The organism is Agromyces selenitireducens (assembly GCF_052748465.2).
On sequence record NZ_CM188259.1, the window covers coordinates 756,606 to 782,625 of the forward strand.

The following is a 26,020-nucleotide window of genomic DNA, read 5'->3' on the forward strand; positions in this document are numbered from 1 at the left end:
GGTCCGGCGGTGGATCGACTCCCGCCCATCGGCACGCAGGAATCGCCTGCGCTGGAGGAGTCGATCGTCCACTCCAGGAAAGGTAGGAACCATGACGAGAACCACACGCCGCCTCCGGCGGCCGATTCTCGCAAGCCTCGTCACGGCCGGAGTCGTTGCGGGCGCGGTCGCGGGTGCTCCCGCGGCGGTCGCCGAGACGGAGCTCCAGCCCGGCCCCGAGCCGACGATCCACACGCAGGAGGCGTACGACCCGGAAGACGACTTCACCGCGAAGTGGACCCGGGCCGACGCGCGCCAGATCAAGCGGCTCTCGGACCCCGACGCGGGTTCGCGGGAGAACTCGATGCCCGCGGCGCTCACGATGCCCGAGGTGCCCCAGGACTTCCCCGACATGTCGAACGGCGAGGTCTGGGTGTGGGACACCTGGCCCCTGACCGACGAGGACGGCAACCAGTACAGCGTCAACGGCTACGAGGTCATCTTCTCGCTCGTGGCGGACCGCAGCCTCGGCTTCGACGAGCGACACCACTACGCCAAGATCGGCTACTTCTTCCGTCCGGCCGGCATCCCGTTCGAGGAGCGGCCCGAGAACGGCGGCTGGACCTACGGCGGCCTCGTCTTCGACGACGGCGTGACCGGCCAGATCTTCGAGGACCAGTCGTTCACCCACCAGACCCAGTGGTCGGGCTCGGCCCGGATCTTCAAGGGTGGCGAGATCAAGCTGTTCTTCACGGATGTCGCGTTCTACCGCAACCCGGACGGCAGCAACATCAAGCCCTACGACCCGCGGCTCGCGCTGAGCGTCGGCAAGCTCCACAGCAACAAGAACGGAGTGTCCTTCACCGGCTTCGACAAGGTCCACGACCTGCTGCAGGCCGACGGCGTCTACTACCAGACGGGCGAGCAGAACGAGTTCTTCAACTTCCGCGACCCGTTCACCTTCGAGGACCCGGCCAACCCCGGCGAGACCTACATGGTCTTCGAGGGCAACACCGCCATGCCCCGAGAGGAGGCCTACTGCACGGAGGAGGACCTCGGCTACCGCGAGGGCGACCCCTACGCCGAGACCGTCGATGAGGTCAACGCCTCGGGCGCGACGTACCAGATCGCGAACGTCGGCCTCGCGAAGGCCCTGAACGACGAGCTGACCGAGTGGGAGTTCCTGCCGCCGGTCCTCTCGGCGAACTGCGTCACCGACCAGACCGAGCGTCCGCAGTACGTGTTCAAGGACGGCAAGGCCTACCTCTTCACCATCAGCCACCGCGGCACCTACGCGGCCGGCATCGACGGCCCCGAGGGGGTCTACGCCTTCGTGGGTGACGGCATCCGCAGCGACTTCCAGCCGCTGAACAACGGATCCGGCCTGGCGCTCGGCAACCCGACGAACCTCAACTTCGCCGGGGGCCAGCCGTTCGCGCCCGACTACAACCAGCACCCGGGCCACTTCCAGGCGTACTCGCACTACGTCATGCCGGGCGGGCTCGTGCAGTCCTTCATCGACACGATCGGAACGCACGATGACTTCGTGCGCGGCGGCACCCTCGCGCCGACCGTGAAGATCGACCTCGACGGCGCCTCGTCCGCGGTCGACTACTCGTACGGCGACGGGGGCCTCGGCGGCTGGGCCGACATCCCGGCGAACATCGCCGTGAATCCCGGCGGCAAGGTGCAGTAGCGCCTCCGTCAGCGGGTGGGATGCAGCGCTCAAGCCGCCGCATCCCACCCGCGCCGCTCAGCCGGCGACCGTCACGAGGAGCTCACCCCCGTCGGTGACCCCGACCGAGTTCTCGAGTTCGACCGTGTAGCGGTGCTCGCCCGGCGGGGAATCCTCGACCATGAACGAGAACGTCCGCTCCGACTCCGCGGTGCGGTAGACGCGATCGATCACGCGGCCGCCCTCGAGCAGGCGGACCACCGTGGTCGGCTCGCCCTTGCCGACCTTCACCTTGATCTCGTAGTCGCCGTCGGCGTCCGGGCCCGTGCGTGGTCCGGTGAGCGCCGTGACCTCGGCCGCCGGCGGCGCGGCCGTCGCGCCGTCCGCGCCCGCCTCCTTGTACATCGCGCCGTGCATCGGCGTCACGGTCAGCGACTCGAGCCACGCCTCGCCGCCCTCGGCCCACAGGCCGATCGCGTCCGCGCCGGCGTTCGGGAACACCTGGTCGGTGATCGTCGTGCGGCCGCCGTCGGCGAACACCTCGACCGAGGCGCGGTCGACGTACACCGTCAGCGCGAGCCTGCCGTCCTCGAGCTCCACCGGCGCATCGTCGAACGACGCGAACGCCGGGTGGAAGTCCGTGTTCCCCGAGTCGCGGCGGTCGACGAAGAGGCGAGCGGATGCCGCGTCCCAGCCGATTCGCGTCGCCGACTCGTCGTCGCCCAGCACGCTCAGGCCCACCGCCTCGGCGTCGCCCGGTTCGAGCACCGCGTCGATGCGCAGCACGTCGCCCGCCACGGGCAGGGTCTCGCTTCCATCGGCGATCGTGCGCGCGGCATCCGTGAACGCCACGTCGGGTCGTTCGAGCTCGGCGAACTCCGGGACGACGCGCTGCGCGAGTCGCGGCCCGCGGTCGGTGCTCACGAGCTCCACGTCGCGCGGGAGCGTCATGGCGCTGCGCCAGGTCCCGGTGGGGATGTCGTTGGCGTAGTCCCAGTTGTTCATCCAGCCGAGCATGACCCGACGGCCGTCGGGCGCGCCCGAGAACGAGACCGTGGCGTAGTAGTCGCGACCCCAGTCGAGCCAGTCGTAGCCCTCGATGCGCGGTGCGGCGGCGGTATCCGAGAACATCACCTGGTCGACGAGGATGTGGCCCCAGCCGAACCGGTTGTTGTCGATCATGCGGATGGACGCCTCCTGACCGGCGAACTCGGCGATGTCCCAGCTGGCCCAGTCGAGGTTCTCGCTGTTGCGACCCGTCGCGCTGCGCACGATCTCGCCGTCGACGACGAGGTTGACGGAGGTCTCGTCGCTGCGCACCTGCGCCGGCTCCCCGTCGAGCACGAGGTGGTCGACCGTGAGGTGGCCCCAGCCGCCCGTGGCGTCGTCGTGCACCTGGAAGCGCGCGTCGCGACCGGCGAACTCCGAGACATCCCATGACTGCCAGTTGAGCTGGCCCGCCTCCGGGCCCGTCGCGGTGCGCACGACCTCGCCGTCGACGAGCAGCCGCACCTCGAGCGTGCCGTTGAGGCGCTTGCCGCCGCCGAGCAGGAACGAGAGGTGGTCCTCTCCCTCGCCGATGGTGAACGCGGGCGACGTGAGGTCTCCGCGGTTGTCGTCGCCGAACGGGCCGCCCTCGAACGTGTTGATCCGCTTCGCGCCGATGTAGTAGTCGCCGCCCTGCGTGGAGGGATTGCGCCACGGTTCCGTCGCGAAGTCGCCGGTCGCCTCCCAGCCGGTGTCGACGAGCGTGGTGCCATCCGGGAACTCGAACCCGTCGAAGAGCACCCGACCGGCCGGGGGCTCGTTGCCGAGCTGGGTGCCCTCGACGTGCGGGTGGTTGCCGCCGCCGACGAGCAGGTTCACGCGGTCGTGCTCGATCGTGAACGTCGGCGACTCGAGCGTGCCCACCGGCCAATCGCCGTCGTGGAAGCCGTTCACGAGGCCGGCGCCGATGAACCCGGTCACCGGGTTCTGCCCGGGCAGGGTCCCCGCGGCGGGCACCGTGCCCCAGGGGCCGTCCTTCCAATTCCCCGGCTCGTTGCCGACGACCCAGTCGCCCCAGGCGCCCTCGTCGAACGAAGCGAACACGTCGCCGGGCGGCAGCGCGTCATCCGTCACGGTGCTCTCGGAAGTGAAGGTCGTGCCGTCGAAGTCGCCCACGAAGTACTGGCCGCCGGACCCGCCCGCGACCGAGCCCGGGTTGAGGTTCACGACCATGACCCACTTGACGTTGTCGGGGTCGCCGTCCACTGCGAGCGGGAACAGGTCGGGGCACTCCCAGATGCCGCCGGTCGCGTTCGCGGGGCCGAAGTCGCTGAGGTGCGTCCAGGTCTTCAGGTCGTCGCTGCGGTAGAGCACGACCGTGTACTCCAGGGCCTCGACGGCGACCATCACCCAGTACGACTCGTCGGTCTCGGGGTCCTCGTACCGGAACACCTTGGGGTCCCGGAAGTTCGCGGAATTCCGGTCGAGCACCGGGTTGCCCTCGTACTTGGTCCACGTCGTTCCGCCGTCGGTGCTGTAGGCGAGCGACTGCGCCTGCTTCCCGGCGTGCGTCGGATGCGCCGGCGTGTAGGCGCTCGTGTAGATCGCGACCATGGCCGGATCCTCAGCCGTGCCGAACCCGCTCGTGTTGCCCTCGTCGATGACGGCGGACCCCGAGAAGATGTCCTCGATCGCAGTGCCGTTCTCGTCGAAGGTCTGCGGGATCGCGATCGGCTGCTCCTCCCAGTGCACGAGGTCGGTGCTCGTCGCGTGGCCCCAACTCATGTTGCCCCAGCGGGTGCCGTAGGGGTTGTGCTGGAAGAAGAGGTGCCAGGTGCCGTCGTCGTACACCATCCCGTTCGGGTCGTTCATCCAATTGCGTTCGGGGGAGAAGTGCAGGTATGGACGGTACCGCTCGCTCGCCGGGTCGGGCACGGCCTCCTCGGCCGCCGCGGGAACGGCGCCCAGGAAGCCAGCTGCGAGCGCGGCGACGGCGGCAGCGGAGACCAACCCTCGCCAGCGTGATTTCGTGATCATCGTCTGTTCGCCCTTCATTGCGCGATGCGTGATGTCGGAATGACATCGTTGTCAGTTCAAACGCTGGCGATGGTACGTACTGTCCGGCGGACATTGCAAGAGGGTCGGCGGATGCCGTCGCGCCGAGCTCGTCCGGACCCTCGACACGTGGGTCGCTGTCGTGATCCCACCCGGTCGGCTCGCGGATGCGCGCCGACGGCGCCGAGAAGCTCGGCGAGCGCCGGCGGGTCGCCGAGGTGCGCTTCGTGCGCCGAAGCGCATCGGCCGGCGCGCCCCCGGTGACCGCGCGTCGACGCGTCAGTTCAGGGACACGGTCTCGGCGGTCGGCACGCGAAGGAGCGCGCCCTCGTGCCGCACGGTCGCGGCCGCGATCGCCATGGCTTCCTCGAGCGCCGCGGCCCAGGCGCCTGCCGTGCCGGGCATCCCGTTCCGTGAGATGTGGTCGACGATCGCCGAGAGGGTCGCGTCGCCGGCGCCCATCGTGTCGATGATCGGGCCGGGCAGGGCGACGATGCCTGCATGCACGGCCGAGTCGCCGTGATGCACCGTGGCTCCGTCGCGGCCGGCGGTCGCGAGGATCGCGCCGGGTGCACCGTGGCCGCCCGGAGTTCCGCGGAGCCGGTCGACGAACGCCTCGAGCGAGTCGTCGAGGAGCAGCTCCGCGTCTTCATCGCCGACCTTGGCGAGCAGGGCGCGCGAGGCGAACTCCTCGAAGTGCGCGAGGAACCCGGCACGATCGGCGAGCATGCCCGAGCGCGGATTCCCGTCGACGATGACCCGCTCCTCGGGCCGCACGATCGCGTCGACGAGCTCGCGGTACTGCTCTGCGAAGTCGAACGGGAAGCAGCTCACGACCACGAGGTCGGCCTCGTCGAGCGCCGCGCGCGTCGCGGCATCGAAGCGGATGCCGCGCTGCTTCGCCGCCTCGTTGAACTCGTAGCGGGGCTCGCCATCGGTGCGGTCGGAGATCGCCCGAGAGGTGCCGTGCGCCGACGGACTCTCGACGAGGCGCACGCCGTGGTCGGCCAGGAAGGCCCGGATGCGGCTCGCCGGCTCGTCATCGCCCAGCATCGCGATCAGTGTCGGGCGGTGACCGAGCACGGCGAGTCCCACGGCGACGTTCAATGCGGCGCCCCCGACGAACTCGCGCGAGCCGCTCGGGTCGCGGAGTTCGTCGATCAGGGCGTCGCCGACGACGACGATCCGGCTGGCAGCGGGGGTGGTGGGCGACAAGGTCATCCTTCCGGTCGGGGCTCGATCTCGCCGGAGCCGCGCGCGATGAGGCGTGTCGGCACGACAGTGCGTGCGGCCGGGGAATCGTCGCCGTCGAGGCGCGCGAAGACGCGCTCCGCGGCGATCCGGCCGATCTCCTGCGGGTTCTGGGCGACGACGGTGACGCCCGGCTCGAGCAGGTCGGCGAGCGGCACGTCGTCGAACCCGACGAGCGCGGTGTCGCGATGCCGGCCGAGTTCGCGGAGCGCCCGGATCACGCCGATCGTGACGAGGTTCTGGCTGGAGAAGATCGCCGTGGGCGCGTCGGGGCGGCTGAAGAGATCGACCGCGGCGCGCTGGGCGGCGGCCTCGTCGTGCAGGTCCTCTACGACGGGGATCTCGCGGGTCGCGACGCCGGCCGATCCGAGCTCCTCGAGGAACCCGCGTCGGCGCTCCTGGGCGGTGCGGATGGTCGAACGGTCGCCGAGGTACGCGAGCCGGCGGTGCCCGCGCTCGAGCAGGTGCCGGGTGGCCAGGGCGGCGCCCTCCCGGTTGTCGCTGACCACGGTGTCGGAGGTCACTCCGGCAGGCTCACGGTCGACGAAGACCACGGGCGTGCCGCGTCGCAGCTCCGGCGCCAGGTACGCCTGGCTCTCGGACACCGTGGTCAGGATGAGGCCGTCGACGCGGCGACGGAGGAACGCCGAGACCGCCGCCTGCTCGCGTGCCGGGTCGTCGTCGAGGCTGGAGGCGAACACCGCGACGCCCCTCCCGAGGGCCACGTCTTCGACCGCCCGGTGCACGGCGCCGGCGAAGGGGTTGTCGACGCTGCCGACGAGCAGGCCGAGCGTGCGCGACCGGCCATCGGACCGCCTGAGGTTCCCCGCGTGCAGGTCGGGCTCGTAGTCCAGGGTGCGCGCCGCGGCCAGCACCTTCGCGGTGGTGGCGGGGGAGACGTTGGGCTCGCCGTTGATGACGCGCGAGACGGTCTTCACGCCGACGCCCGCGAGCGCGGCGACGTGCCGCATGGTCGGCCGGGCGCGGGCCGCCTCGGGCGCCGCACCGCCATTTGACAACGGTGTCACGTTTGAATCTCCATCGACAGGGATGGTCTTGACTATACACACGACGATGCACTAGACCTACCGTGACATCGTTGTCAGCAAGGGTGACGATGCCCCGAACCCAGGAGGAGATTCACCGATGAATCACGCAAGCACGGGCGCGATCCGCCGTCGACTGGTCGTCGCCGGCTCGCTCACCGCGACCGCAGCGCTCGTCTTCACCGGATGCGCGTCGTCGGGCGGTTCCGGCCAGAGCGCGAGCGGCGCGGAGGAGGAGGCCATCAGCGTCTCGCTCATCACCAAGACCGACACGAACCCGTTCTTCGTCGCCATGCAGCAGGGTGCCGAGGAGATCGCCGACGAACTCGACATCGAGCTGACGCTCGCGGCCGGCCGCGAGGACGGCGACGAGGACACCCAGATCCAGGCGATCGAGAACGCGATCTCCCGGGGCGACGCCGGCATCCTCATCACGCCGAACGGTCCAGCCGTGGAGGACGCCCTCGTCAAGGCCCGCGACGCAGGCCTCTACGTCATCGCGCTCGACACCCCGCCCGGCGACCCCGAATCGGTGGACATCACGTTCGCCACCGACAACTATCTCGCCGGTCAGGAGATCGGCCGGTGGGCCGCCGCCAAGCTCGACGGCGAGAAGGCGACGATCGCCATGATCGACCTCTTCGACGACAAGATCGTCTCGGTCGACGTCGCACGTGACCAGGGCTTCCTCGACGGAATGGGCATCGACCTCGCCGACGAGACCAGGAACGGCGACGAGTCGCCCACGGGAGAGTACTCGGGCGGCGAATACGAGATCGTCGGCAACGAGGCGTCGCAGGGCGCCGAGGACGGCGGTCGCACCGCCGCCGAGACGCTGCTGTCGCAGAACTCCGACATCAACGTCGTGTACACCATCAACGAGCCCGCTGCGTACGGCGCGTACGAGGCGTTCAAGGCCGCAGGCGGCACCGACGGCCTCATCGTGGTCTCCGTCGACGGCGGCTGCGCCGGCATCGACGCCGTGACGGAGGGGATCATCGGCGCGACGAGCCAGCAGTACCCGCTGAAGATGGCCGAGCTGGGAATCCAGGCGATCCACGACCTCGTCACGACCGGCGAGACCCCCGAGGTGAGCGAGGGCCTCGACTTCTTCAACACGGGCGTGGCGCTCGTGACCGACGAGCCGCAGGACGGAGTCGACTCGATCGACACCGCCGAGGCGAGCGAGATCTGCTGGGGCTGACCCGGTGACCGCGTGACGGTGCGAGCCGACACGGAGCGCCCCCGGCATCCGTGCTCGCACCGTCACGCCGGTCGACCGGCCTCATCCCGACCACTTCCGAACGGAGCCCACGTGACTCAGCACACGACCGAGCCGCCCACCGCGGCGCTCGACCTGGCCGAGGAGTTCCTCGACCGAACCACCCCGCTCAGCCGCATCCGGAACACCCTGCACCGTTACCCTGCGATCAGCCCGGCGATCGTGCTCGTGGTGGCCGTGATCGTGTTCGGCCTGCTCAACGAGCGATTCCTCAATCCCGCGAACCTGTCGCTCATCACCCAGCAGGTCGCGGTCGTCGGCACGCTCGCCGTCGCGCAGACCCTCATCATCCTCACGGCCGGCATCGATCTCTCGGTCGGTGCCGTGATGGTGCTGACCTCGATGGTCATCGCCCAGTCCACGGTGCAGGCCGGCCTGCCCGCCGTGCTCGGCCTCGCGGCCGGACTGGTCGTCGGCCTCGCCGCGGGCGCCCTCAACGGTGCGCTCGTCACGCGCCTGAAGCTGCCGCCGTTCATCGTGACGCTCGGCACGTTGAGCATCTTCCTGGCGCTCACCCTGCTGTACTCGGGCGGGGCGACGGTGCGCGGGCGCGAGATGCCCGAGCTGCTCACCTGGACCGGGGCGACGTTCCCGGTGTTCGGGGTGAACTTCACCGTGGGCGTCGTGATGATGCTGCTGCTCTACGTGGCGGTCGCGTTCATCCTCCAGAAGACAGCCTGGGGCCGGCACGTGTACGCGGTCGGCGACGACCGGGAGTCCGCGCGCCTCGCGGGCATCAGCGTCAACAGGGTGCTGATGAGCGTCTACCTCGCGGCAGGGGCGATCATCGCCCTCGGCGCGTGGATCCAGATCGGCCGATCCAACGCCGCATCGCCGAACGCGGGCGCCGATCTCAACCTCGACTCCATCACCGCCGTCGTGATCGGCGGCACCAGCCTGTTCGGCGGTCGCGGGATGGTCTGGGGCACGCTCCTCGGCGCGCTCATCGTGGGCGTGTTCCGCAACGGCCTCGCGCTCGCCGGGCTCGACGTGCTCTGGCAGACCTTCGCCGTCGGCGTGCTCATCATCATCGCGGTCTCGGTCGACCAGTGGATCAGGAAGGTACGCGCATGACCCCCCACGAACTCCCCGGCACGACCGTCGAGCAGGAGGAGGCTGCGGCGGATGACCGCACGCCGATCCTCCGCGCGCGGCGCCTCGTCAAGACCTTCGGGCGGGTCGTCGGCCTCGACGGCGTGAGCCTCGAGCTGTACCCGGGCGAGGTGCTCGCCGTCATCGGCGACAACGGCGCAGGCAAGTCGACCCTCATCAAGTGCCTGACCGGCGCATAGATCCCCGACGAGGGCCAGATCTGGCTCGAGGGCGAGCCGGTGCACTTCAAGCGCCCGCAGGACGCCCGCGCGGCGGGGATCGAGACGGTCTACCAGGGCCTCGCGGTGTCGCCCGCACTGGATGTCGCCGCGAATCTCTTCCTCGGGCGGGAGGTGCGTCGGAGGGGCGTCCTCGGCTCGGTGTTCCGCATGGTCGACCAGAAGGGCATGCGGCAGCGCGCGAGGGACGAGCTCACCTCACTCGGCATCTCGACACTGCAGGACGTCACGGTCCCGGTCGAGAACCTCTCGGGCGGACAGCGGCAGGCGGTGGCGGTTGCGCGTGCGGCGGCGTTCGGATCGAAGGTCGTGGTCCTGGACGAGCCGACGGCGGCGCTCGGCGTGCGCGAGTCGAACCAGGTGCTCGAGCTGATCCTGAGCCTGCGCGATCGAGGGATTCCGGTCATCCTCATCTCGCACAACATGCCCCATGTCTTCGAGGTCGCCGACCGGATCCACATCCAACGCCTCGGCAAGCGCGCGGCGACGATCACGCCGCAGTCGCACTCCATGACCGACGCTGTGGCGATCATGACGGGAGCGAGCCGCGCATGAGCATGACCCAGACCTCGACCACGGTGGAACTCGTCGCCGAGTTCACCGCGCTGCCGGGCAAGGAGGCGGAGGTGGAGTCGTTGCTGCGCGACCTCACCTCCGCGGTGCGGGCGGAACCGGGCTGTCTCGTCTTCGACTCGTACGTCATCGCCGATCCGCCTGCCGTCGCCGAGGCCGACGCGGCCTGGACGGAGGTCGGAAGCCGGTTCGTCGTCGTCGAGGCGTACCGCGACGCCGCGGCCTTCGCCGAGCATCTCGCCCAACCGCACGGCGCGGCCTTCAACGCCGCCCTGGAGCCGCTCATCGTCGAGGCGAACGGTTCCGTGCTGCGGTTCCTGCGGCGAGTGGCGTAGCGGAGGTGCGGCACCCGGCCGACGTCGTCGTACGGCCGGCCGGGAGCGGCGGTGCTTGTCGCGTTTCGGGCGCCCGTCAACCCCATGGCGCCGACCCGCCGTCCGGCGTACTCATGGAGGATGGATCGGATTCACTATGCAGGCGACTCCGTCCTCACGGGGACGGAGATCGCGGGAGCGCTGCTCGAGTACGCGCAGGCGCTCGCGAAGATCGGAGCCTCCGCCACGGTCGAGATCCCGACGCGCGAGGACGACGGGTCGCTCGGACGCTCGAAGATCCTCGTCGGCCCGGCCAGCCAGCTGATCGCGGACGCCGAGGAGAGCGCGTACGACGAGGTCGTCGACGACGAGGTGGTCGCCTACTTCAGAAGCGAGACCGCCAGGCTCCGGCGGCCCGACGGACCCGGGCATGCGAGCGAGCGGCTCGTGCCGAGCTGATACGACGACCTCTGACGGGCTCGTCGGTGAGCGCGGGGTGGTCGCCGAACACCTCGACCGACGGCGGCTCGGGGTCGGTCGCGCGGTCGGGCCGGGCGGCGCGGGAGGCCTCCCAGAGGGCGTGCGCGGCGGCATGGTCCACGGGTGCGTCGGACATGCCGCCCAGTGTGGCAGCGTCGGCGCGCAGACGCGCGGATGCCGCCGGGCCCGGGCCGCGGCGGCATCCGTCATCGATCGAGCGGGACTGCGGGTCAGTTCGCGATGCCCCCGCACAGCACGGGCACGGTCGCCTCGAGCGGGATCGCCGCGCCGAGCGAGGACGATCGGCTCGCGAACGGGTCCTCGGGGTTGAACGCGTACATGCCGTTGCGGTCGAAGTCGATGCCGTGCACGACCACCTGCACCGTGCCGGCGTCGGTGTAGCCGGGCACGTCGGTGAACGTGCGCTCGTAGTGCAGGTATCCGCTCTCGTCGGCGACCGCGAAGCGGTCGAGGGCGAGCGCGCTTGCGGGCGACACGTCTCCGGTCGACGTGAGCGACGTCAGGATGCCGCCGTAGAACGGCGCGCCGTCGAGCACGGTGACGACGCCGTCGTCGCCGGCCTGGGCGGGTCCCGGGCAACCCATGTCGGTCGCCGCTCCGGGCACGCCGTGCAGGTGCATCGCATGGGGCAGGTTCGGCGACAGGCCCCACGCCTCGACCGTGACCTGGAGCTTGCCGTTCGGCAGGGCCTTCACGCGGGTCTTGCCGCTCGCGCCGCTCCCGGGCACGTCGGCCGGCTGCACCGCGTTCAGCGCGTAGCCGTAGCTGGCGACCTTCTCGGACGGGTTCGCGTCGTGGCCGGCGTGCGCGGCGCTCGCGCCGCCGGCGACCAGGGCGAGGCTCACCAGCGTGGCGGCCGCGGTTCGTGTTGCGATCTTCATCGAGTACTCCCTCGTACGGCGGGCGCCGGATCGCGCCCGTGACTGCGCCGTGATGGCGGTCGTTGGGAGTTCGGAGCGCGCGCCGGAACGGATGGGGTCACTCCGGCCGGTTGCCCGCCGCGCCGTCGATCGTGAACGGCGTGGTCACGCCCTCGTACATCACGTGGGCGATGAGTCCGTCGACCGCGTGCGGGAGCGTGTGGCAGTGGTCGCTCCAGATCCCGGGGTTGTCGGCGAGGAATGCGATCTCGTACGACTCGCCGGGACGCACGTCGAGCGAGTCCACGATCCAGGGGCTGCCGGATGCCGTGACGCCGTCCCGCGCGAGCACGATGACGTGGTGACCGTGCAGGTGCATCGGGTGCACGTCGCCCGAGTCGTTCCGCAGGCGCATCGCGACGACGTCGCCCTCGCGCACGTGGAACATCGGCACGTCGGGGAACATGCGGCCGTTGATGGTCCAGAAGTTGCCGGGCCGGCCGTCGATGAGTCCGAACCGGCGGGCGATCACGTAGTCGTATGAACGGTCGGGAACGCTCGGGTCGAAGTCGGGCGAGTCCGGGTCCGGCGTGCCGTACGCGAGCAGGTCGAGGGTGTCCTTCGGCTGCGATGCGCGGGGGGCGGATGCCTCGGGGGCCGAGGGGTCGCCGATGACGATGCTGCGAGCACCGCCCACGTGCAGGCGCGCGACGCCGTCCGCGGGCGCCCGTACCGCGACGTCCGCTCGCCCGCCGGCCGGGATGAGGAGCCGCTGCCCGTCGACGTCGGTGGGCCCGGTCACGTCGTGGCCGTCGACCGCGACGACCCGGTACGGCGTGGACGACCACACTGCCGCGGTGCCCTGGTCGGTGTTGACCACGCGGATGCGCACGGTCGAACCGCTCTCGGCGTCGACACGCGCGTCCTCGACGCGGCCGTTCAGCGTGTGCTGCCCGCCGTAGACGTGCAGGAGCGCGGTGAACTCGGCGTCGGCCGGGTCGGGCGAGGCATCCGATGCCGGCTCGATCACGATCGCGCCGAGCAGGCCGCGCACGACCTGGTCGTGCGACACCTGGTGCGAGTGGTACCAGTACGTCCCGGCATCCGTCGCCTCGAACCGGTACACGTGACGGCCGCCGACGGGCACGGCGTCCTGCGTGATGCCCGCGACGCCGTCGGCCGCGTTCGGCACGTCGATGCCGTGCCAGTGCAGCGTCGCGCCGTCCGACACCGACTCGTTCGCGAACACCACCTCGACGAGGTCGCCCTGCCGCGCGCGCAGCTCCGGCCCCGGCGACGTGCCGTTCACGGTGAACCCCTCGATCGAGCGGCCGCCGGGCACGTCGATCGTCTCCTGCCGGGCGGTGAACTCGACGCGCACGTCGGCCGGGCGGTCGGGGTCGGCGGCCAGCGACGTGACCGCGACGTCCGAGCCCCCGTGCGCGTGCACCGGGTGACCGGCCCCCATGTCCATCACCGAGTACTCGCCGAGCAGCGTGGAGCTCCACGCGAGCGCGCCGGCGCCGACCGCGGTGACGACCGCGACGGCGACGGCGGCCCGCCGGACCAGCTCACGTCGCGACGGCATCGGAGCTCGCCTCCTCGATGGTCGCGTCCGTCGCGACCGCGCGCGAGCCCGCCTGCGGCATCCGCCGCGTGCGCAGCGCCGCGATCGACCCCGCGGCGACGATCGCCAGCGCGTTGGCACCGTGGATCAGGCCGAGGTACGGCACGTCGGTGATCGAGAAGCCCAGCGTCACCTGCAGTGCGACCAGGCCGAACACGATCGCCGCCCACATCCTCGCTCCGCGCATCCGCACGAAGAAGGAGACGACGAACAGCGCGAACGCGAGGAGCGGGATGACGACCCCGCCCACGAGACCGTGGATCAGGAAGCCGAGCTCGCCGACGCCGCCGGCCTGGAAGGACTCGAGGAGTGCCTTGTCGACGACGCCGCCCTCGGACACGAGGTTGAGCATGCCGCCGAACGCGAACGCGATGGCGGCGGCCTGGACGACGACGCCCCCGGCGACGGTCCAGGCGATGCCCCGGTAGATCTTGCGCATGATGTGACTCCCTGTTCGTGCGGCGCCGTGTCGCGGCATCCGTTCGCCCGACACCCTCGCGGACGTGCGCCGGCGCCGGAACACGGCAGACCCGACGTCGGATGGCAGCGCGCCGCATGCCCCATGGGGGCCAGCCGCTAAGGGACGTCGGGGGAGACCCCCTCGCACGAGCGCTCCGACAGGAGGACCATGGGAGCGTGGATCGCAGGTGGGTGTGGCTCGCGACGCTCGGCCCGATCGGGGTCGCGTCCCTCGTCTACGTCGTCGTCATCAGGGGATTCCTCGACGCGAACGCCGACCACGGGCTCGCCTGGCCGTTGCTCGGGGCACTGCCGCTGTTCGTGTTCGGCATGTGGCTGCTCACCGTGTCGTCGGCCCGCACGGCGGTGCTCGTCGCGCTCGCGGGAACCAGCATGCTCGCCGGGTCGGCGTACGAGACGATCGTGCAGCGCAACGTCGAGATCCTCGCCGAGCCCTGGTTCCCGCTCTTCAACGTGCTCGGCCTCACGGCCGACGCGGCCGCCACGTCGGCGCTGCTCATCGTGTTCGCGACGTTCCCCGACGGCGTGCCGGAGCGGCGCTGGCAGCGGATCGCGGTCGCCTTCGCCTGGGTGCCGATGCTCGCCGGGCCGCTCACGCTCCTCACGATCCCGCACGTCGTGATGTCGCCCTACATCGGGATCAGCGGCGACGCGATCCCCAACCCGTATGCGGTGCCGTGGCTCGCCTGGGCGGAGCCGTTCGTCCAGTCCGTCGTGGTGACCCCGTGGGCGGCGGTGGTCGTCGCGCTCGGCGTGCTCGCCTACCGGGCCGTCCTCGGCCCACCCGAGGTGCGAAGGCGCACGCGCGTCATGGCGCTCACCGTCTCCGCCAGCATGGTCGCCTTCGCGCTCTGGTCGCTCATTCCCGACGTCTGGGGTATCGAACTCCTGGTGTACGCGTCGCTCATCGCGGTGCCGGTCGCGGCGATCCACGGCGTGCTCCGGTACGGAGCCTTCGACATCGAAGCCGGTGACCGCGGCCGGCTCGTGGAGACGTCATCGAACCTCCTCATCACGATCGTCTACGCCGCGGCCGTCGCGACCCCGGCGATCCTGCTCGCGCCGCCGCTCCGCGTCGTGCCCGCGATCCTGCTGACGACGCTCCTCGCGGTCGTGCTGCTGCCCGTGCGCGGGTGGATGCAGCGGCGCCTCCACCGCGCGCTCTTCGGCGACCGCGATCGCCAGTTCGCCATGCTGAGCGAGCTGGGCGCGCAGCTCGAGCAGGCCGTCGACGCACGGCAGCTGCTCGACCGGCTGGCGGCGGCGGTGCGCGAGGGGCTCGACGCGTCCTGGGTGCGCATCCGGTTGTCGTCGACGGATGACGCGGCGGGGGCGACGACGGCGGCGGTCGCCGGCGACGCGGGGGCCTCGGTCGACGCGCCGGACGTCGTCACACCCGTCGAGTCGTGCGATCTGGTCCACGGCGACGAGTCGCTCGGGCGCATCGAGGTCGGTCCCCGCCATCGCGGCGAGTACGGCGAGGCGGAGCGGACGCTGTTGCGCACGTTCGCGGGCCAGGCCGCGGCATCCGTCGCCAACGTGCACCTGACCGCACAGCTCGCCGCGCAGCTCGACGAGCTGACCGCCTCGCGCGAGCGGCTGGTCGCGGCGCAGGACGAGGAGCGCCGGCGCCTCGAGCGCGACCTGCACGACGGCATCCAGCAGGACGTCGTCGCGCAGATCGCGGGGCTGCGCCTCGCCCGGAACCGGCTGCAGCGCGGCGAGCTCGCGCCGGCCGAGCTCGAGGAACTGCAGGACCAGGCGCGGGAGACGCTCAACGACCTCCGCGAGCTCGCCCGCGGCATCCACCCGCCCGTGCTGAGCGACAACGGGCTCGTCGCAGCGGTCGAGTCGGGCGTGGCCAGGTACCCGATCCCGCTGACGGTCGAGGCCGACGACCGGATGCGCACGGAGCGGTTCCCCGGCGACGTGGAGACCACGGCGTACTACGTCGTCCGTGAGGCGCTCGCGAACACCGCCAAGCACGCGCACGCGAGTCGTGCATCGGTCGGACTCGCGCGCCGCAACGGGCACCTGCGCATCGCGATCAGCGACGACGGATGCGGCATGGGGGAGATAGCCCCGGCGTCGGTGTCGAGCGGCGGGCTCGCGAACATCCGCGACCGGGTCGCCGCTCTCCGCGGCACCCTGAGGGTCGCGCCGAACGAGCCGACCGGCACCACCGTGCTGGTCGAGTTGCCGGTGGGTGAACCCGGTGGATGACCAGCGGACGCTTCGCGTCGTCATCGCCGAGGACAACTACCTCGTGCGCGAGGGTGTGCGGCGGCTGCTCGAGGACTCGGGCGAGATCGACGTCGTCGCCGGCACCGGCAACGCGACCGAACTGCTCGATGCGGTGCGCCGCATGTCGCCCGACGTCGTGCTCACCGACATCCGGATGCCGCCTGGACACCACATGGAGGGCATCGAGGCGGCCCGCGTTATCCGCGCCGCCCATCCGGAGACCGGCGTCGTCGTGCTCTCGCAGCATGCGGACGAGAGCTACGCGCTGGCCCTGTTCGCCGACGGCTCGTCCGGCCTCGGATATCTGCTGAAGGACCGCATCGGCGACCTCGAGGACCTCGTGCACGCGCTGCGCGAGGTGCGGGCGGGCGGCTCGGTGATCGACCCGCAGATCGTCGACACGCTCGTCCGGCGTCGGAGCGCCACCGCGTCCAGCCCGCTCGCGGCGCTGTCGCCGCGCGAGCTCGAGGTGCTGCGCGAGATGGCGGCCGGCAAGACGAACGCGGGCATCGAGCAGGCGTTGTTCCTGTCGACGTCGACCGTGGAGAAGCACGTGAACGCGATCTTCACCAAGCTGCGCCTTCCCGAGACGGGGGTGCATCGGCGGGTCGCGGCGGTGCTGGCGTTCCTGCAGAGCCACGGAGGCTGATGCCGGGCCGCGCTGCGACGTGGAGCTTCTGCAACCACGGGGTTGCGCGTCCCGTAGGATAGGTGCAACTATGGGGTTGCAGATATCCCGCATTCGAACAAGGAGAGATCATCGTGACCATGACCGACAACCCGGCATCCGTCATCGACGAGGGCACGTACACCGTGCGCCGCACGATCCGCATCGCCGCGCCCATCGAGGCGGTGTGGCGCGCCGCCACCGAGCCCGAGCACATCTCGAGGTGGTTCGGGCGAACCGTGCTCGACGGTGCGGGTCCCGGCGCGCAGGGCACCATGACGTTCCCCGACTACGGCGCGGTGCCCATCCGCGTCGAGGCGATGGACGCCCCGCACACCGTGTCGTACCGCTGGGGCAACGACGACGCGCTCGGCCGGCTGCCCGACGCGGTCGACGAGGAGACCTCGACGGTCTTCACGTTCACGCTCGAGACGGTGACGGACGGCACGCAGCTCACCGTCGTCGAGACCGGGTTCGAGCTCACCTCCGACCCGGCCGAGAACATGGCCTCCCACGGCGAGGGCTGGGTCTCGGAGCTCGACAAGCTCGTCGCCCTGCTCGAGGGCGCCCGGGGCGCCGAGGGCGCCGCGTGACCACGGGGACGCTGGTCCCGGTGTTCGCCGCACTCGGCGACGAGACCCGGTGGAGCATCCTGGCGGCACTCGGCGAGGGCGACGCGTCGGCGTCGGCCCTCGCCGGGCGCCTGCCGGTGACGCGGCAGGCGATCGCGAAGCACCTCGCCGTGCTGCAGGAGGTCGGCCTCGTGGAGCCCGTACGCGTCGGCCGCGAGGTGCGCTACCGGGTCATCGGCTCGCAGCTGAGCGACACCGCGCGACGGCTCGACGCCATCGGGGCCGAGTGGGACCGCCGCCTCGCCGCGATCAAGGAGATCGCCGAGGAGCTCTGACCTTCTGCCGCCGCCGGCGCCACGGATGCCACGCGGGCGTCGATCCGGTCACGAGCTGACCGGCCATCGGCGTACGCTCGCGCCATGACCGGCCCCGGGAACGCGAAGTACGACCTCAAGCGCGCGCACGCCGAGCTGTACGCGCCGTCGGCGAAGGAGTGGGCGGTCGTCGACGTGCCGCCGATGCGCTGTCTCGCGGTCGACGGACACGGAGATCCCAATACCGAGGCGTCCTATCGCGAGGCGGTCGAGGCCCTGTTCGGCGTCGCGTACGCGGTGAAGTTCGCCAGCAAGCGCGCACTCGGTCGCGACTTCGTCGTCGCGCCGCTGGAGGGGCTCTGGTGGGCCGACGATCCGCGCGCCTTCGTCGCGCGCGACAAGAGCGCATGGGACTGGACGATGCTGATCGTCCAGCCCGACTGGATCGACCAGGACGCCGTCGCGGCCGCGATCGCCACCGCGCGCGCGAAGTCGCCGAACCCCGCACTCGACCTGCTTCGCCTCCACCACCTGCATGAGGGACGGTCGGCACAGATCCTCCACGTCGGTCCGTACGACGACGAGGCGCCGACGCTCGCGCGCCTCCACGACGAGTGGATGCCGCAGCGAGGGCTCACCTTCAACGGGGCGCACCACGAGGTGTACCTCAGCGATGCGCGACGCACGGCGCCCGAGAAGCTCCGCACCGTCCTGCGCCAGCCGGTGCGACCCGCCTGAGGTGCGGCCGTCCGGACGGCGGGCGCGGGCGCTAGCCGGCGAGCACCGCCGCGAGGCTCTCGCGCACGATCTCGAGGCCGCGACGCATCTCGTCTTCGGTGATCGTGAGCGCGGGGAGGAACTTCAGCACCTCGTCGTGGGCGCCCGACGTCTCGATCACGAGGCCGCGCTCGAAGGCGGCCTTCGAGACGCGCCCGGCGAGCGTGCGGTCCGAGTCGCAGGCGATGCCCATCATGAGGCCGCGCCCGCGCACGACGAAGCCCTGGTCCGGGTGCTCGGCCGCGATCCGCTCGAGCTCGGCGCGCAGCAGCTCGCCCTTGGCCGTGACGGCCTCGGCGAAGGCGGCATCCGCCCAGTACGTCTCGAGTGCCACGCGCGCCGACACGAACGCGAGGTTGTTGCCGCGGAACGTGCCCGTGTGGGCGCCCGGCTTCCAGACGTCGACCTCGGGACGGAGCAGCACGAGCGACATCGGCAGGCCCGACCCCGAGATCGACTTCGACACGGTCACGATGTCGGGCACGATGCCCGCGTGCTCGAACGCGAAGAACCTCCCGGTGCGGCCGACGCCGGCCTGGATCTCGTCGAGGATGAGCAGGATGCCGCGCGCCTCGGTGATCGTGCGCAGGCGCTGGAGCCACTCGACGCGGGCGACGTTGATGCCGCCCTCGCCCTGCACCGCCTCGACGATCACGGCGGCGGGACGGTCGAGCCCCGAGCCCGGGTCGTCGAGCATCTTCTCGAACAGGTCGAGGGTGTCGACCTCCGCCCCCAGGTAGCCGTCGAACGGCAGGCGCGCGATGTCGTCGAGTCCCACGCCCGCCGCCTCGCGGTAGTGGCTGTTGCCGGTCGCCGCGAGGGCGCCCATGCTCAGCCCGTGGAAGCCGTTCGTGAACGCCACCACGAGCGACCGGCCGGTCGCCTGGCGGGCCACCTTCAGCGCCGCCTCGACGGCGTTCGCGCCGGTCGGGCCGGTGAACTGCAGCTTGTGGTCGAGGCCGCGCGGCTCGAGCACGAGCCGCTCGAACGCCTCGATGAACGCCCGCTTCGCGGACGTGGCCATGTCGAGGCCGTGGATGATGCCGTCGCGCTCGAGGTACTCGATGAGCGCCCGCGTGAACGCCGGGTTGTTGTGCCCGTAGTTCAGCACGCCCGCGCCGGCGAAGAAGTCGAGGTACTCGCGCCCGTCGGCGTCGACGAGCGTCGAGCCCGTCGCCCGGTCGAACACCGTCGGGAACGCGCGGACGTACCCGCGCACCTCCGATTCGCGGCGGTCGAAGACGTCCAGGTCGGTGGCGCTGGTGGTGGTGGAGCTGCTCATGGCAGGCGGACTCCTCTCGGAAGGCGGGCGGTGAGATGAGACTACGACCTCCCGCCGAGAGTGCGGTGTGTCGACGGATGCCGCTGCGGCATCCGTCACCTCGGCTCGGGCGCTCCCCCTTCGCCGCGGAGGCCGCGAGCGGCGATGTCCTGGTGGGCGAGGCGTCGAAGCGCGAGGATGACCGGCTCGTAGAGGGCGGTGCCGAGCACCGTGTACTCGACGGCCGCGTGGGGCTCGCGAGGCATCCGCTCGAGGTCGAACGCGGCGATCTCGTGGAGCCGCCGCCCGTACTCGAGCAGGCGCTCGGCGCTGATCGGCATGCCGGCGGCCTCGGCCGCCTCGAGCGCGGACTCGAGCTGGGCGACGGCGGCGTAGCGCGGGTCGTAGACCTGGCCGAGCGCCTCGAGGGCGGCCCGCGCCCGGGGGTGGGGGTCGTCGTCGCCGGATGCCTCGCGCACGGCGGGTGGGAGGGCGCTGACCGCGCGGCCGAGGGTGGAGTAGAGATCGGCGCCGGGGTCGTCGATGAGGCCGAGGATGGTGCGGGTCTGCTGGACGCTCAGGCCGACCGCGCCGGTGAGCGCCCGGATGACGCGGAGACGATGCAGGTGCGACTCGTCGTAGCTCGCCTGCGTGGCGGAGCTCGCGAGCCCGGGGTGCAGGAGGCCCTCGCGCAGGTAGAACTTCACGGTGGCGAGCGGAAGCCCCGCCTCGGCGGCGAGGGACGAGATGCGCATGCCGGCTCCTTGCATTAGATAGTGCAACTCTCTAATATTGGAGAGTCAAGCTATCCAATCACATCACCCGGAAGGACCGCCCATGCCGTCCCCGAACGACCTCATCCTCATCGGCATCCTGCTGCTCGCCCTCGTCACGGTCGAGAGCGGCGGCTACTTCCTCACTCGGGTCGTACGCGGCCACGTGCCGGTGAACCGCCTGCAGCAGGGCTTCTTCCGCGCAGGCCACGCGCATGCCGCGGTGCTCCTCGTGCTGTCGGTCGCGATCCTCTCCGTGATCGACCACGCCGCGCTCGACGGCTTCTGGCTCTGGCTCGCGCGGCTCGGCGTGCCGATCGCCGCGATCCTCATGCCGGCCGGGTTCTTCCTCTCCGTGCTCGGGAAGGATCCCGAGCGGCCGAATCGGCTCATCGTGCTGCTCTGGGTCGGCGTGCTCTCGCTCACCGCGGCGCTCATCACCGCCGGCGTCGGGCTGATCGCGGGGGGAATGGCGGCACTCGGCGGCTGACCCGCAACCTGCCGCGCCTAGTCGGAGGCGCCGCCCGCTCCTGCCGGACTCGCGCTCGTCGCCTCGGGGAGCACCCGCCGCACCACGTCGGTGAGCGTGACGATCCCGAGCAGCCGGCCATCGCGCTCGACGACGGCGAGCTGAACGCGCTGCTCGCGCATCTGCCGCAGGAGCTCGTAGACGGGAGTCGAGACGTCGACCCGGAAGGCCGGGCGTGCGAAGGTGTCCGCGCGCGTGGCATCCGACGCCTGCAGTGTGTCTCGCACGTGCACGACCGTCGCCATGCGACCGTCCGCGTCCCGCATGAGGATGCGGAGGTGGCCGGACGCCAGCGCCGCGGCGCGCACGTCGGCCACGGTGGCGTCGCGTGCGACGGCGGTCGGCTCGGTGTTCGGCGTCGTGATCTCCTCGACGGTCAGCTCCTGCAGGCCGATCACCTCGGTGATCTGCGTCCGGAGCTCGGGTTCGAGCACGCCGACCTGGGTGGAGTGCTCGACGAGGTGCCGGATGGTGTCGGCATCCCGACCGCCCACGGCGGCCCGGTCGACGGGCTCGACTCCCGTGCGTGCGACGAGGCGGTTCGCGAAACGGTTCACCCAGACGAGGAACGGCCGGAAGAGCCAGATGAACGCGCGCGACGGCAGTCCGATCGCCTTCGCGGCGAGTTCGGGATGCGAGATCGCCCACGACTTCGGCGCCATCTCGCCGATCACGAGGTGGAGGAACGTCACGAACAGCAGCGACAGCGCGAACGCCGCGCCGCCCGCGAGCCACTCGGGCAGGCCCCACGAGACGAACACCGGGCCGAGCCACCCGTCGACCGCGGGCTTGGTCACCGCGCCCAGCGCGAACGTGGCCGCCGTGATGCCGAGCTGCGCGCCGGCGAGCATGATCGTCAGCTCGTTCATGCCGCGCAGCGCCGCACGGGCCGAGCGGCTGTCGGCGGCATCCTGCTCGAGGCGGTGGCGTCGCGCGCCCATGAGCGCGAACTCGATGACGACGAAGAACGCGCTGAGCGCGATGAGCGCGATCGTGGTCGCGGCGACGGCCCACGCGTTCATCGGCGCTCCTCCCGGTCGGCGGACTGCTCGGCGGAGCCGGGGTCGCCGGCGGCGCCCGGCTCGGCGGCATCCGCCGCGGTCGCGTCGTGCTCGACCACCCGGACGCGCACCACGCTCGGAACGTGCCGGTCGACCTCGGCCACCTCGATGAGCAGGTGCCGGCGCTCCGGCTCGTCCTCGGCGAGGTCGGCGCCCCTCGCGGGCAGTTCGACCTCGAGGGTCTCGCCGATCGCGGGGAGACTGCCGCCCTGCGCGATGATGAGGCCCGACATGGTCTCGTAGTCGCCGCGGGGCAGGTCGCGGTCGATGATCCGCTCGACCTCGTCGATGTGCATGTCGCCGTCCATGACCCACGCGCCGTCGGCGTCGAGCTCGGCGCCGACGCCGAGGGGCGTATCGTGCTCGTCGCTGATCTCGCCGACGAGCTCCTCCGCGAGGTCCTCGATCGTGACGACGCCGCTGAACCCGCCGTACTCGTCGATGACGCACGCGAGCTCGTTGCGCGTGTCGGTGAGCTGCCCGAGGGCGTCGGGCAGCGGCATGAGGGTCGGCACGACCAGGGGCGCCCGCATGATGGCCGTGACCGGCCGCGTGTCGTGGGGCTCCACCGCGAGCACGTCGGCGAGGTGCACCACGCCGACGGGTTCCTCGCGCTCGCCGATCACGGGATAGCGCGTGTGCCCGCTCGACATGCGGACGCGCATCTCGGCGATCGTCGTCTCGGGTTCGACCACGTCGACCCGCACGCGCGGGACCATCGCGTGCTCGACGTCGCGGTCGGGGAAGTCGAGGATGCGGTCGAGGAGGATCGAGAGCTCCTCGGGCAGGTCGCCGCTCGCGCGCGAGTCGTCGATGATGTGCTCGAGGTCCTCGGCGGTCGCGCTGATGTCGACGTCGTGCACGGGTTCGACCCGGATCACCCGGAGGACTGCGTTGGACGCAGCGTCGAACAGGGCGATGAGCCATCCGAACGCCGCGAGGTACACCTGGGTGGAACGCGCCAGAGCCCGCGCGAGCGGTTCGGGGTTGGCGATCGCGAGGTTCTTGGGGAACAGCTCGCCGAAGATCATCTGCACCACCGTGGCGAGCGCCAGGGCGAGCACGGTGCCGATCGTGATGCCGAGCGCGGTCGGCACGCCGGCCCCGCCGAGCAGGGCGCCGAGCGCCTCGCCGATGAACGGCTCGGCCACGTACCCGACGAGCAGGCCCGTCACGGTGATGCCGAGCTGCGCGCCCGACAGCATGAACGACGTGCGCTTCGTGATCGCCAGGGCGCGCTTCGCGGCCGCGTCGCCGCCCTCGGCCCGTGCCCGCAGCCGCGCCCGGTCGACGGACATGTACGCGAACTCCTGCGCGACGAAGTACCCGTTCGCCGCGATGATCGCGGCGGTGAGCACGAGCCCGAGGAGCAGGAGCAGGAGCGCGGTGATCATCGGGTCACCGCCGCACGGCGCTGCTCGGGATGATGGCCGGGATCGTCAGCCGGGGAAGTCTCGGTGATGGTGGGCCCGTCCGTCGTCGTGGCGGGACCATCGATGGTGGTGGGCACGGTGTGCTCGACGCCTCCAAGCGAGTGTGGTGTGGATCCGAGCGTAGCGACGATCGCTTGACGATCACTGTATGCGCCGGTGGCCGACGGTGGTGGGCGGATGTCACAGCGGCTGCCGCCGCGGTGTCTCCATGTCGACGAGGCACGACGAGGCATCGGAGGAGACATGTCCATCACGGCTCGCGGCGTAGGGTGGCGCACATGAGTGCCGACCCGTTCGTCACCCACCGGAACCTGCTGTTCACGGTCGCCTACGAGATGCTCGGATCGGCGGCCGACGCGGAGGACGTGCTGCAGGAGTCGTGGCTGCGCTGGTCGTCGGTCGACCGCTCGCAGGTACGCGATCCGCGCGCCTACCTCGTGCGCATCGTGACCAGGCAGTCGCTCAACCACCTGCGGACGCTGTCGCGCCGCCGGGAGGACTACGTCGGCGAGTGGCTGCCCGAGCCGCTGCTCACGAGTCCGGATGTCTCGGCCGACGTCGAGCTCGCCGAGTCGGTGTCCATGGCGATGCTGACCGTGCTCGAGACGCTCGGACCGGCCGAGCGGGCGGTGTTCGTGCTCCGCGAGGTGTTCGACGTGCCGTACGACGAGATCGCGGATGCCGTCGACAAGTCGCCGTCGGCCGTGCGGCAGATCGCGCACCGGGCGAAGGCGCACGTCGCGGCGAGGCGGCCGCGCGTGCACGTCGAGCCGTCGGAGCAGGAGCGGGTGGTGCATCGGCTCATGGTCGCGTTCAACACCGGCGACGTGCAGGGGCTCATGGACGTGCTCGCACCCGACGTGGTCTCGGTCGGTGACGGCGGCGGCAAGGTGCGCGGCGCGGCCCGGCGCCCGATCGTGGGCGCCGAGAAGCTCGTGTCGTACCTCATGGGCGGCATCGCGAAGTGGGACGTGCACCCGGTCGCGACGCTCACGTGGATCAACGGCGCCCCCGGCCTCCGGATCGAGGTCGACGGGCAGCTCGCCGCGGCGATGAGCGTGACCGTCGAGGACGGGCGGATCACGAGGATCTACTCGGTCGCGAACCCCGACAAGCTCGCCGGGTTCGATGCCGAGGCGACGCTCACCCGGTGACGTGGCGCCGGGGGAGTATCGCGCGCTGTTCGGGGAAGGTCCATCCGAAGAAGACGGCGGCCAGGCGGACGAGCGTGGTCACCGCCACGCAGACGAGGCCGGCGATCAGCACGGGTGTGCCGAAGGCGATGAGCAGGATGAGCGTGCCGATGCCCGCCCCGGCGGCGACGGCATGGGGGGTGCCGACGTGGAGGAAGGAGAGCGGCAGGTTCAGGATGATGCAGTCACGCTCCAGGGATGATCGGGGCCGGCCCGCGACGAATTGCGCAGACCGGCCCCAGGGGACGATGCGGTCCGGCGCTCAGCGAACGCCTGCGAAGGCGTTCTGAGCCGCGGTGTGGATGACGTCGGAGACGACGCCGGACTGCGTCATGAAGAGGGCATGACTGGCCGAGACGTAGGTGATCTCCGCGCCGGCCCGCGTCGCCATGTGGTTCAGCATCGCCTGGTCGAAGGACTGGTCCTCGGTGGCGATGACGGCCCACGTCGGCTTGTCCTTCCATGCGGCGTGCGTCACCGGGGTGGCGAAGGCCGACATGTTGATCGGGATCTGCGAGTCACGCAGGAACGCGGCATCCGCGTCACTGGCATCGGCAGCGAAACCGATCTTGAACGTGTCGTGGTTGAGGAAGCCGAATCCGTCATCGGCGACGTCGATGACGAAGTTCGGAGTCGGGGCGAACCCTTCGTACTGCTTGGATGTGTTCTCGCCGCTGTCCGGGGCGAGCGCCGATACGTAGACCAGTCCGGCGACCGCGGCGTGGTTGCCGGCCTCGGTGATGACCGTGCCACCCCAGGAGTGGCCGACGAGGATCGTCGGGCCGTCCTGCCGGTCGAGGACTCTCATGGTGGCGGCGACGTCGTCCTCCAGCGAGGTGAGCGGATTCTGGACGATGCTCACGCGGTAGCCGCGGGCCGTCAGGTTGTCGTACACCCCGCGCCAGCCCGAACCGTCGGCGAACGCTCCGTGTACCAGCACGACGTTCTTGATCCCTTGCTCTGTGGTGGTCATGTTCCTATTCCTTTTCCCTTTCCTTCCGTTCCCGCCCGGCTTCGCCGGTGGGAGTCCCGTCGAGTCAGCCGGTCATGTCATGCAACGCTCTGCGGTGGCAATATATTGCATATTGCTTTCACCCGCAATGGTTCGCGTGGAACGCGCGACATCTCGATCCGCGCGCTCGGGCACGGGTGACCGCCGGTGGTCGCGCACCGGCTCGGCGAGGACATCGCGCCGGCCGCACGGAGCCGGTGGCGCAGGAGCGATCGGGCCGCGC

The 26,020-nt window shown here is 71.0% G+C and carries 23 protein-coding genes and 1 pseudogene; 13 read left to right on the forward strand and 11 right to left on the reverse strand.

The features are described from left to right. Positions 1-91: 91 nt before the first annotated feature. The gene (locus ACULK4_RS03525) at positions 92-1,675 is read left to right on the forward strand and encodes a glycoside hydrolase family 68 protein (RefSeq protein WP_445965078.1); all 1,584 of its coding nucleotides are present in this window, start codon (positions 92-94) and stop codon (positions 1,673-1,675) included. A 57-nt stretch (positions 1,676-1,732) separates the two neighbouring features. Here ACULK4_RS03525 and ACULK4_RS03530 read toward each other — a convergent pair whose 3' ends face one another. From ACULK4_RS03530 to ACULK4_RS03540, 3 genes are all read right to left on the reverse strand, one after another. Beyond that, a complete protein-coding gene (locus tag ACULK4_RS03530; RefSeq protein WP_445965079.1) occupies positions 1,733-4,678 on the reverse strand; it encodes a GH32 C-terminal domain-containing protein in 2,946 nt (981 codons plus the stop codon). Between the two features lie 297 nt (positions 4,679-4,975). Next, the gene (locus tag ACULK4_RS03535; RefSeq protein ID WP_445965080.1) at positions 4,976-5,911 is read right to left on the reverse strand and encodes a carbohydrate kinase family protein; all 936 of its coding nucleotides are present in this window, start codon (positions 5,909-5,911) and stop codon (positions 4,976-4,978) included. 2 nt (positions 5,912-5,913) lie between these two features. Next, positions 5,914-6,975 carry a LacI family DNA-binding transcriptional regulator gene (locus ACULK4_RS03540; RefSeq protein ID WP_445965081.1) on the reverse strand — a complete coding sequence of 354 codons (1,062 nt, stop codon included), beginning with the start codon at positions 6,973-6,975 and terminating at the stop codon, positions 5,914-5,916. Positions 6,976-7,093: 118 nt separating this feature from the next. Between ACULK4_RS03540 and ACULK4_RS03545 the strand changes: the two genes are divergently transcribed. The 5 genes and pseudogenes from ACULK4_RS03545 to ACULK4_RS03565 all read left to right on the forward strand — a co-directional run bounded on the left by ACULK4_RS03545 (position 7,094) and on the right by ACULK4_RS03565 (position 10,952). Next, positions 7,094-8,197 (forward strand): substrate-binding domain-containing protein, encoded by a 1,104-nt coding sequence (locus ACULK4_RS03545; RefSeq protein ID WP_445965082.1) that lies wholly within the window; start codon positions 7,094-7,096, stop codon positions 8,195-8,197. A gap of 111 nt (positions 8,198-8,308) precedes the next feature. Continuing rightward, complete coding sequence (locus ACULK4_RS03550) at positions 8,309-9,349, forward strand: ABC transporter permease (RefSeq protein ID WP_445965083.1); 1,041 nt, start codon at positions 8,309-8,311, stop codon at positions 9,347-9,349. Beyond that, a pseudogene (locus tag ACULK4_RS03555) lies at positions 9,346-10,161 on the forward strand (ATP-binding cassette domain-containing protein). The gene ACULK4_RS03550 and the pseudogene ACULK4_RS03555 overlap by 4 nt, the downstream one beginning before the upstream one ends. Beyond that, on the forward strand, positions 10,158-10,514 hold the full coding sequence (locus tag ACULK4_RS03560; protein ID WP_445965084.1) for a putative quinol monooxygenase: 357 nt from the start codon (positions 10,158-10,160) through the stop codon (positions 10,512-10,514). The pseudogene ACULK4_RS03555 and the gene ACULK4_RS03560 overlap by 4 nt, the downstream one beginning before the upstream one ends. Positions 10,515-10,634: 120 nt before the next feature. Beyond that, positions 10,635-10,952: a hypothetical protein gene (locus tag ACULK4_RS03565; protein WP_445965085.1), complete on the forward strand. Its 318-nt coding sequence runs from the start codon at positions 10,635-10,637 to the stop codon at positions 10,950-10,952. Positions 10,953-11,203: 251 nt separating this feature from the next. On the opposite strand, the gene ACULK4_RS03570 is transcribed toward ACULK4_RS03565, so the two are convergent. The 3 genes from ACULK4_RS03570 to ACULK4_RS03580 form a co-directional block, all read right to left on the reverse strand. Then, positions 11,204-11,875 carry a cupredoxin domain-containing protein gene (locus ACULK4_RS03570; RefSeq protein WP_445965086.1) on the reverse strand — a complete coding sequence of 224 codons (672 nt, stop codon included), beginning with the start codon at positions 11,873-11,875 and terminating at the stop codon, positions 11,204-11,206. Between the two features lie 97 nt (positions 11,876-11,972). Then, a complete protein-coding gene (locus tag ACULK4_RS03575; RefSeq protein ID WP_445965087.1) occupies positions 11,973-13,442 on the reverse strand; it encodes a multicopper oxidase family protein in 1,470 nt (489 codons plus the stop codon). Further along, a complete protein-coding gene (locus ACULK4_RS03580) occupies positions 13,426-13,920 on the reverse strand; it encodes a COX15/CtaA family protein (RefSeq protein WP_445965088.1) in 495 nt (164 codons plus the stop codon). Before ACULK4_RS03580 ends, ACULK4_RS03575 begins: the two co-directional genes overlap by 17 nt. Before the next feature lie 197 nt (positions 13,921-14,117). Here ACULK4_RS03580 and ACULK4_RS03585 point away from each other — a divergent pair, with 197 nt between their 5' ends. The 5 genes from ACULK4_RS03585 to ACULK4_RS03605 all read left to right on the forward strand — a co-directional run bounded on the left by ACULK4_RS03585 (position 14,118) and on the right by ACULK4_RS03605 (position 18,496). Beyond that, on the forward strand, positions 14,118-16,184 hold the full coding sequence (locus ACULK4_RS03585; RefSeq protein ID WP_445965089.1) for a sensor histidine kinase: 2,067 nt from the start codon (positions 14,118-14,120) through the stop codon (positions 16,182-16,184). Then, positions 16,177-16,854 (forward strand): response regulator transcription factor, encoded by a 678-nt coding sequence (locus ACULK4_RS03590; RefSeq protein ID WP_445965090.1) that lies wholly within the window; start codon positions 16,177-16,179, stop codon positions 16,852-16,854. Before ACULK4_RS03585 ends, ACULK4_RS03590 begins: the two co-directional genes overlap by 8 nt. Before the next feature lie 119 nt (positions 16,855-16,973). Beyond that, a complete protein-coding gene (locus tag ACULK4_RS03595) occupies positions 16,974-17,465 on the forward strand; it encodes an SRPBCC family protein (protein WP_445965197.1) in 492 nt (163 codons plus the stop codon). After that, a complete protein-coding gene (locus tag ACULK4_RS03600) occupies positions 17,462-17,779 on the forward strand; it encodes an ArsR/SmtB family transcription factor (RefSeq protein ID WP_445965091.1) in 318 nt (105 codons plus the stop codon). Before ACULK4_RS03595 ends, ACULK4_RS03600 begins: the two co-directional genes overlap by 4 nt. An 84-nt stretch (positions 17,780-17,863) precedes the next feature. Then, positions 17,864-18,496 carry a GyrI-like domain-containing protein gene (locus ACULK4_RS03605; RefSeq protein ID WP_445965092.1) on the forward strand — a complete coding sequence of 211 codons (633 nt, stop codon included), beginning with the start codon at positions 17,864-17,866 and terminating at the stop codon, positions 18,494-18,496. A 31-nt stretch (positions 18,497-18,527) separates the two neighbouring features. On the opposite strand, the gene ectB is transcribed toward ACULK4_RS03605, so the two are convergent. Next, positions 18,528-19,817, reverse strand: a complete 1,290-nt coding sequence (gene ectB / locus ACULK4_RS03610) for a diaminobutyrate--2-oxoglutarate transaminase (RefSeq protein ID WP_445965093.1) — start codon at positions 19,815-19,817, stop codon at positions 18,528-18,530. Between the two features lie 95 nt (positions 19,818-19,912). After that, on the reverse strand, positions 19,913-20,551 hold the full coding sequence (locus tag ACULK4_RS03615) for a MerR family transcriptional regulator (protein WP_445965094.1): 639 nt from the start codon (positions 20,549-20,551) through the stop codon (positions 19,913-19,915). Between the two features lie 82 nt (positions 20,552-20,633). Between ACULK4_RS03615 and ACULK4_RS03620 the strand changes: the two genes are divergently transcribed. Beyond that, a complete protein-coding gene (locus tag ACULK4_RS03620; protein WP_445965095.1) occupies positions 20,634-21,059 on the forward strand; it encodes a hypothetical protein in 426 nt (141 codons plus the stop codon). Positions 21,060-21,076: 17 nt separating this feature from the next. Here ACULK4_RS03620 and ACULK4_RS03625 read toward each other — a convergent pair whose 3' ends face one another. Next, positions 21,077-22,120 carry a hemolysin family protein gene (locus ACULK4_RS03625; protein WP_445965096.1) on the reverse strand — a complete coding sequence of 348 codons (1,044 nt, stop codon included), beginning with the start codon at positions 22,118-22,120 and terminating at the stop codon, positions 21,077-21,079. Then, complete coding sequence (locus ACULK4_RS03630; protein ID WP_445965097.1) at positions 22,117-23,553, reverse strand: hemolysin family protein; 1,437 nt, start codon at positions 23,551-23,553, stop codon at positions 22,117-22,119. The genes ACULK4_RS03625 and ACULK4_RS03630 overlap by 4 nt, the downstream gene beginning before the upstream one ends. 317 nt (positions 23,554-23,870) lie before the next feature. On the opposite strand from ACULK4_RS03630, the gene ACULK4_RS03635 reads away from it, so the two are divergent. Then, complete coding sequence (locus ACULK4_RS03635) at positions 23,871-24,746, forward strand: RNA polymerase sigma-70 factor (RefSeq protein ID WP_445965098.1); 876 nt, start codon at positions 23,871-23,873, stop codon at positions 24,744-24,746. A 301-nt stretch (positions 24,747-25,047) separates the two neighbouring features. Here ACULK4_RS03635 and ACULK4_RS03640 read toward each other — a convergent pair whose 3' ends face one another. Beyond that, positions 25,048-25,758, reverse strand: a complete 711-nt coding sequence (locus ACULK4_RS03640; protein ID WP_445965099.1) for an alpha/beta hydrolase — start codon at positions 25,756-25,758, stop codon at positions 25,048-25,050. Positions 25,759-26,020 lie beyond the last annotated feature (262 nt).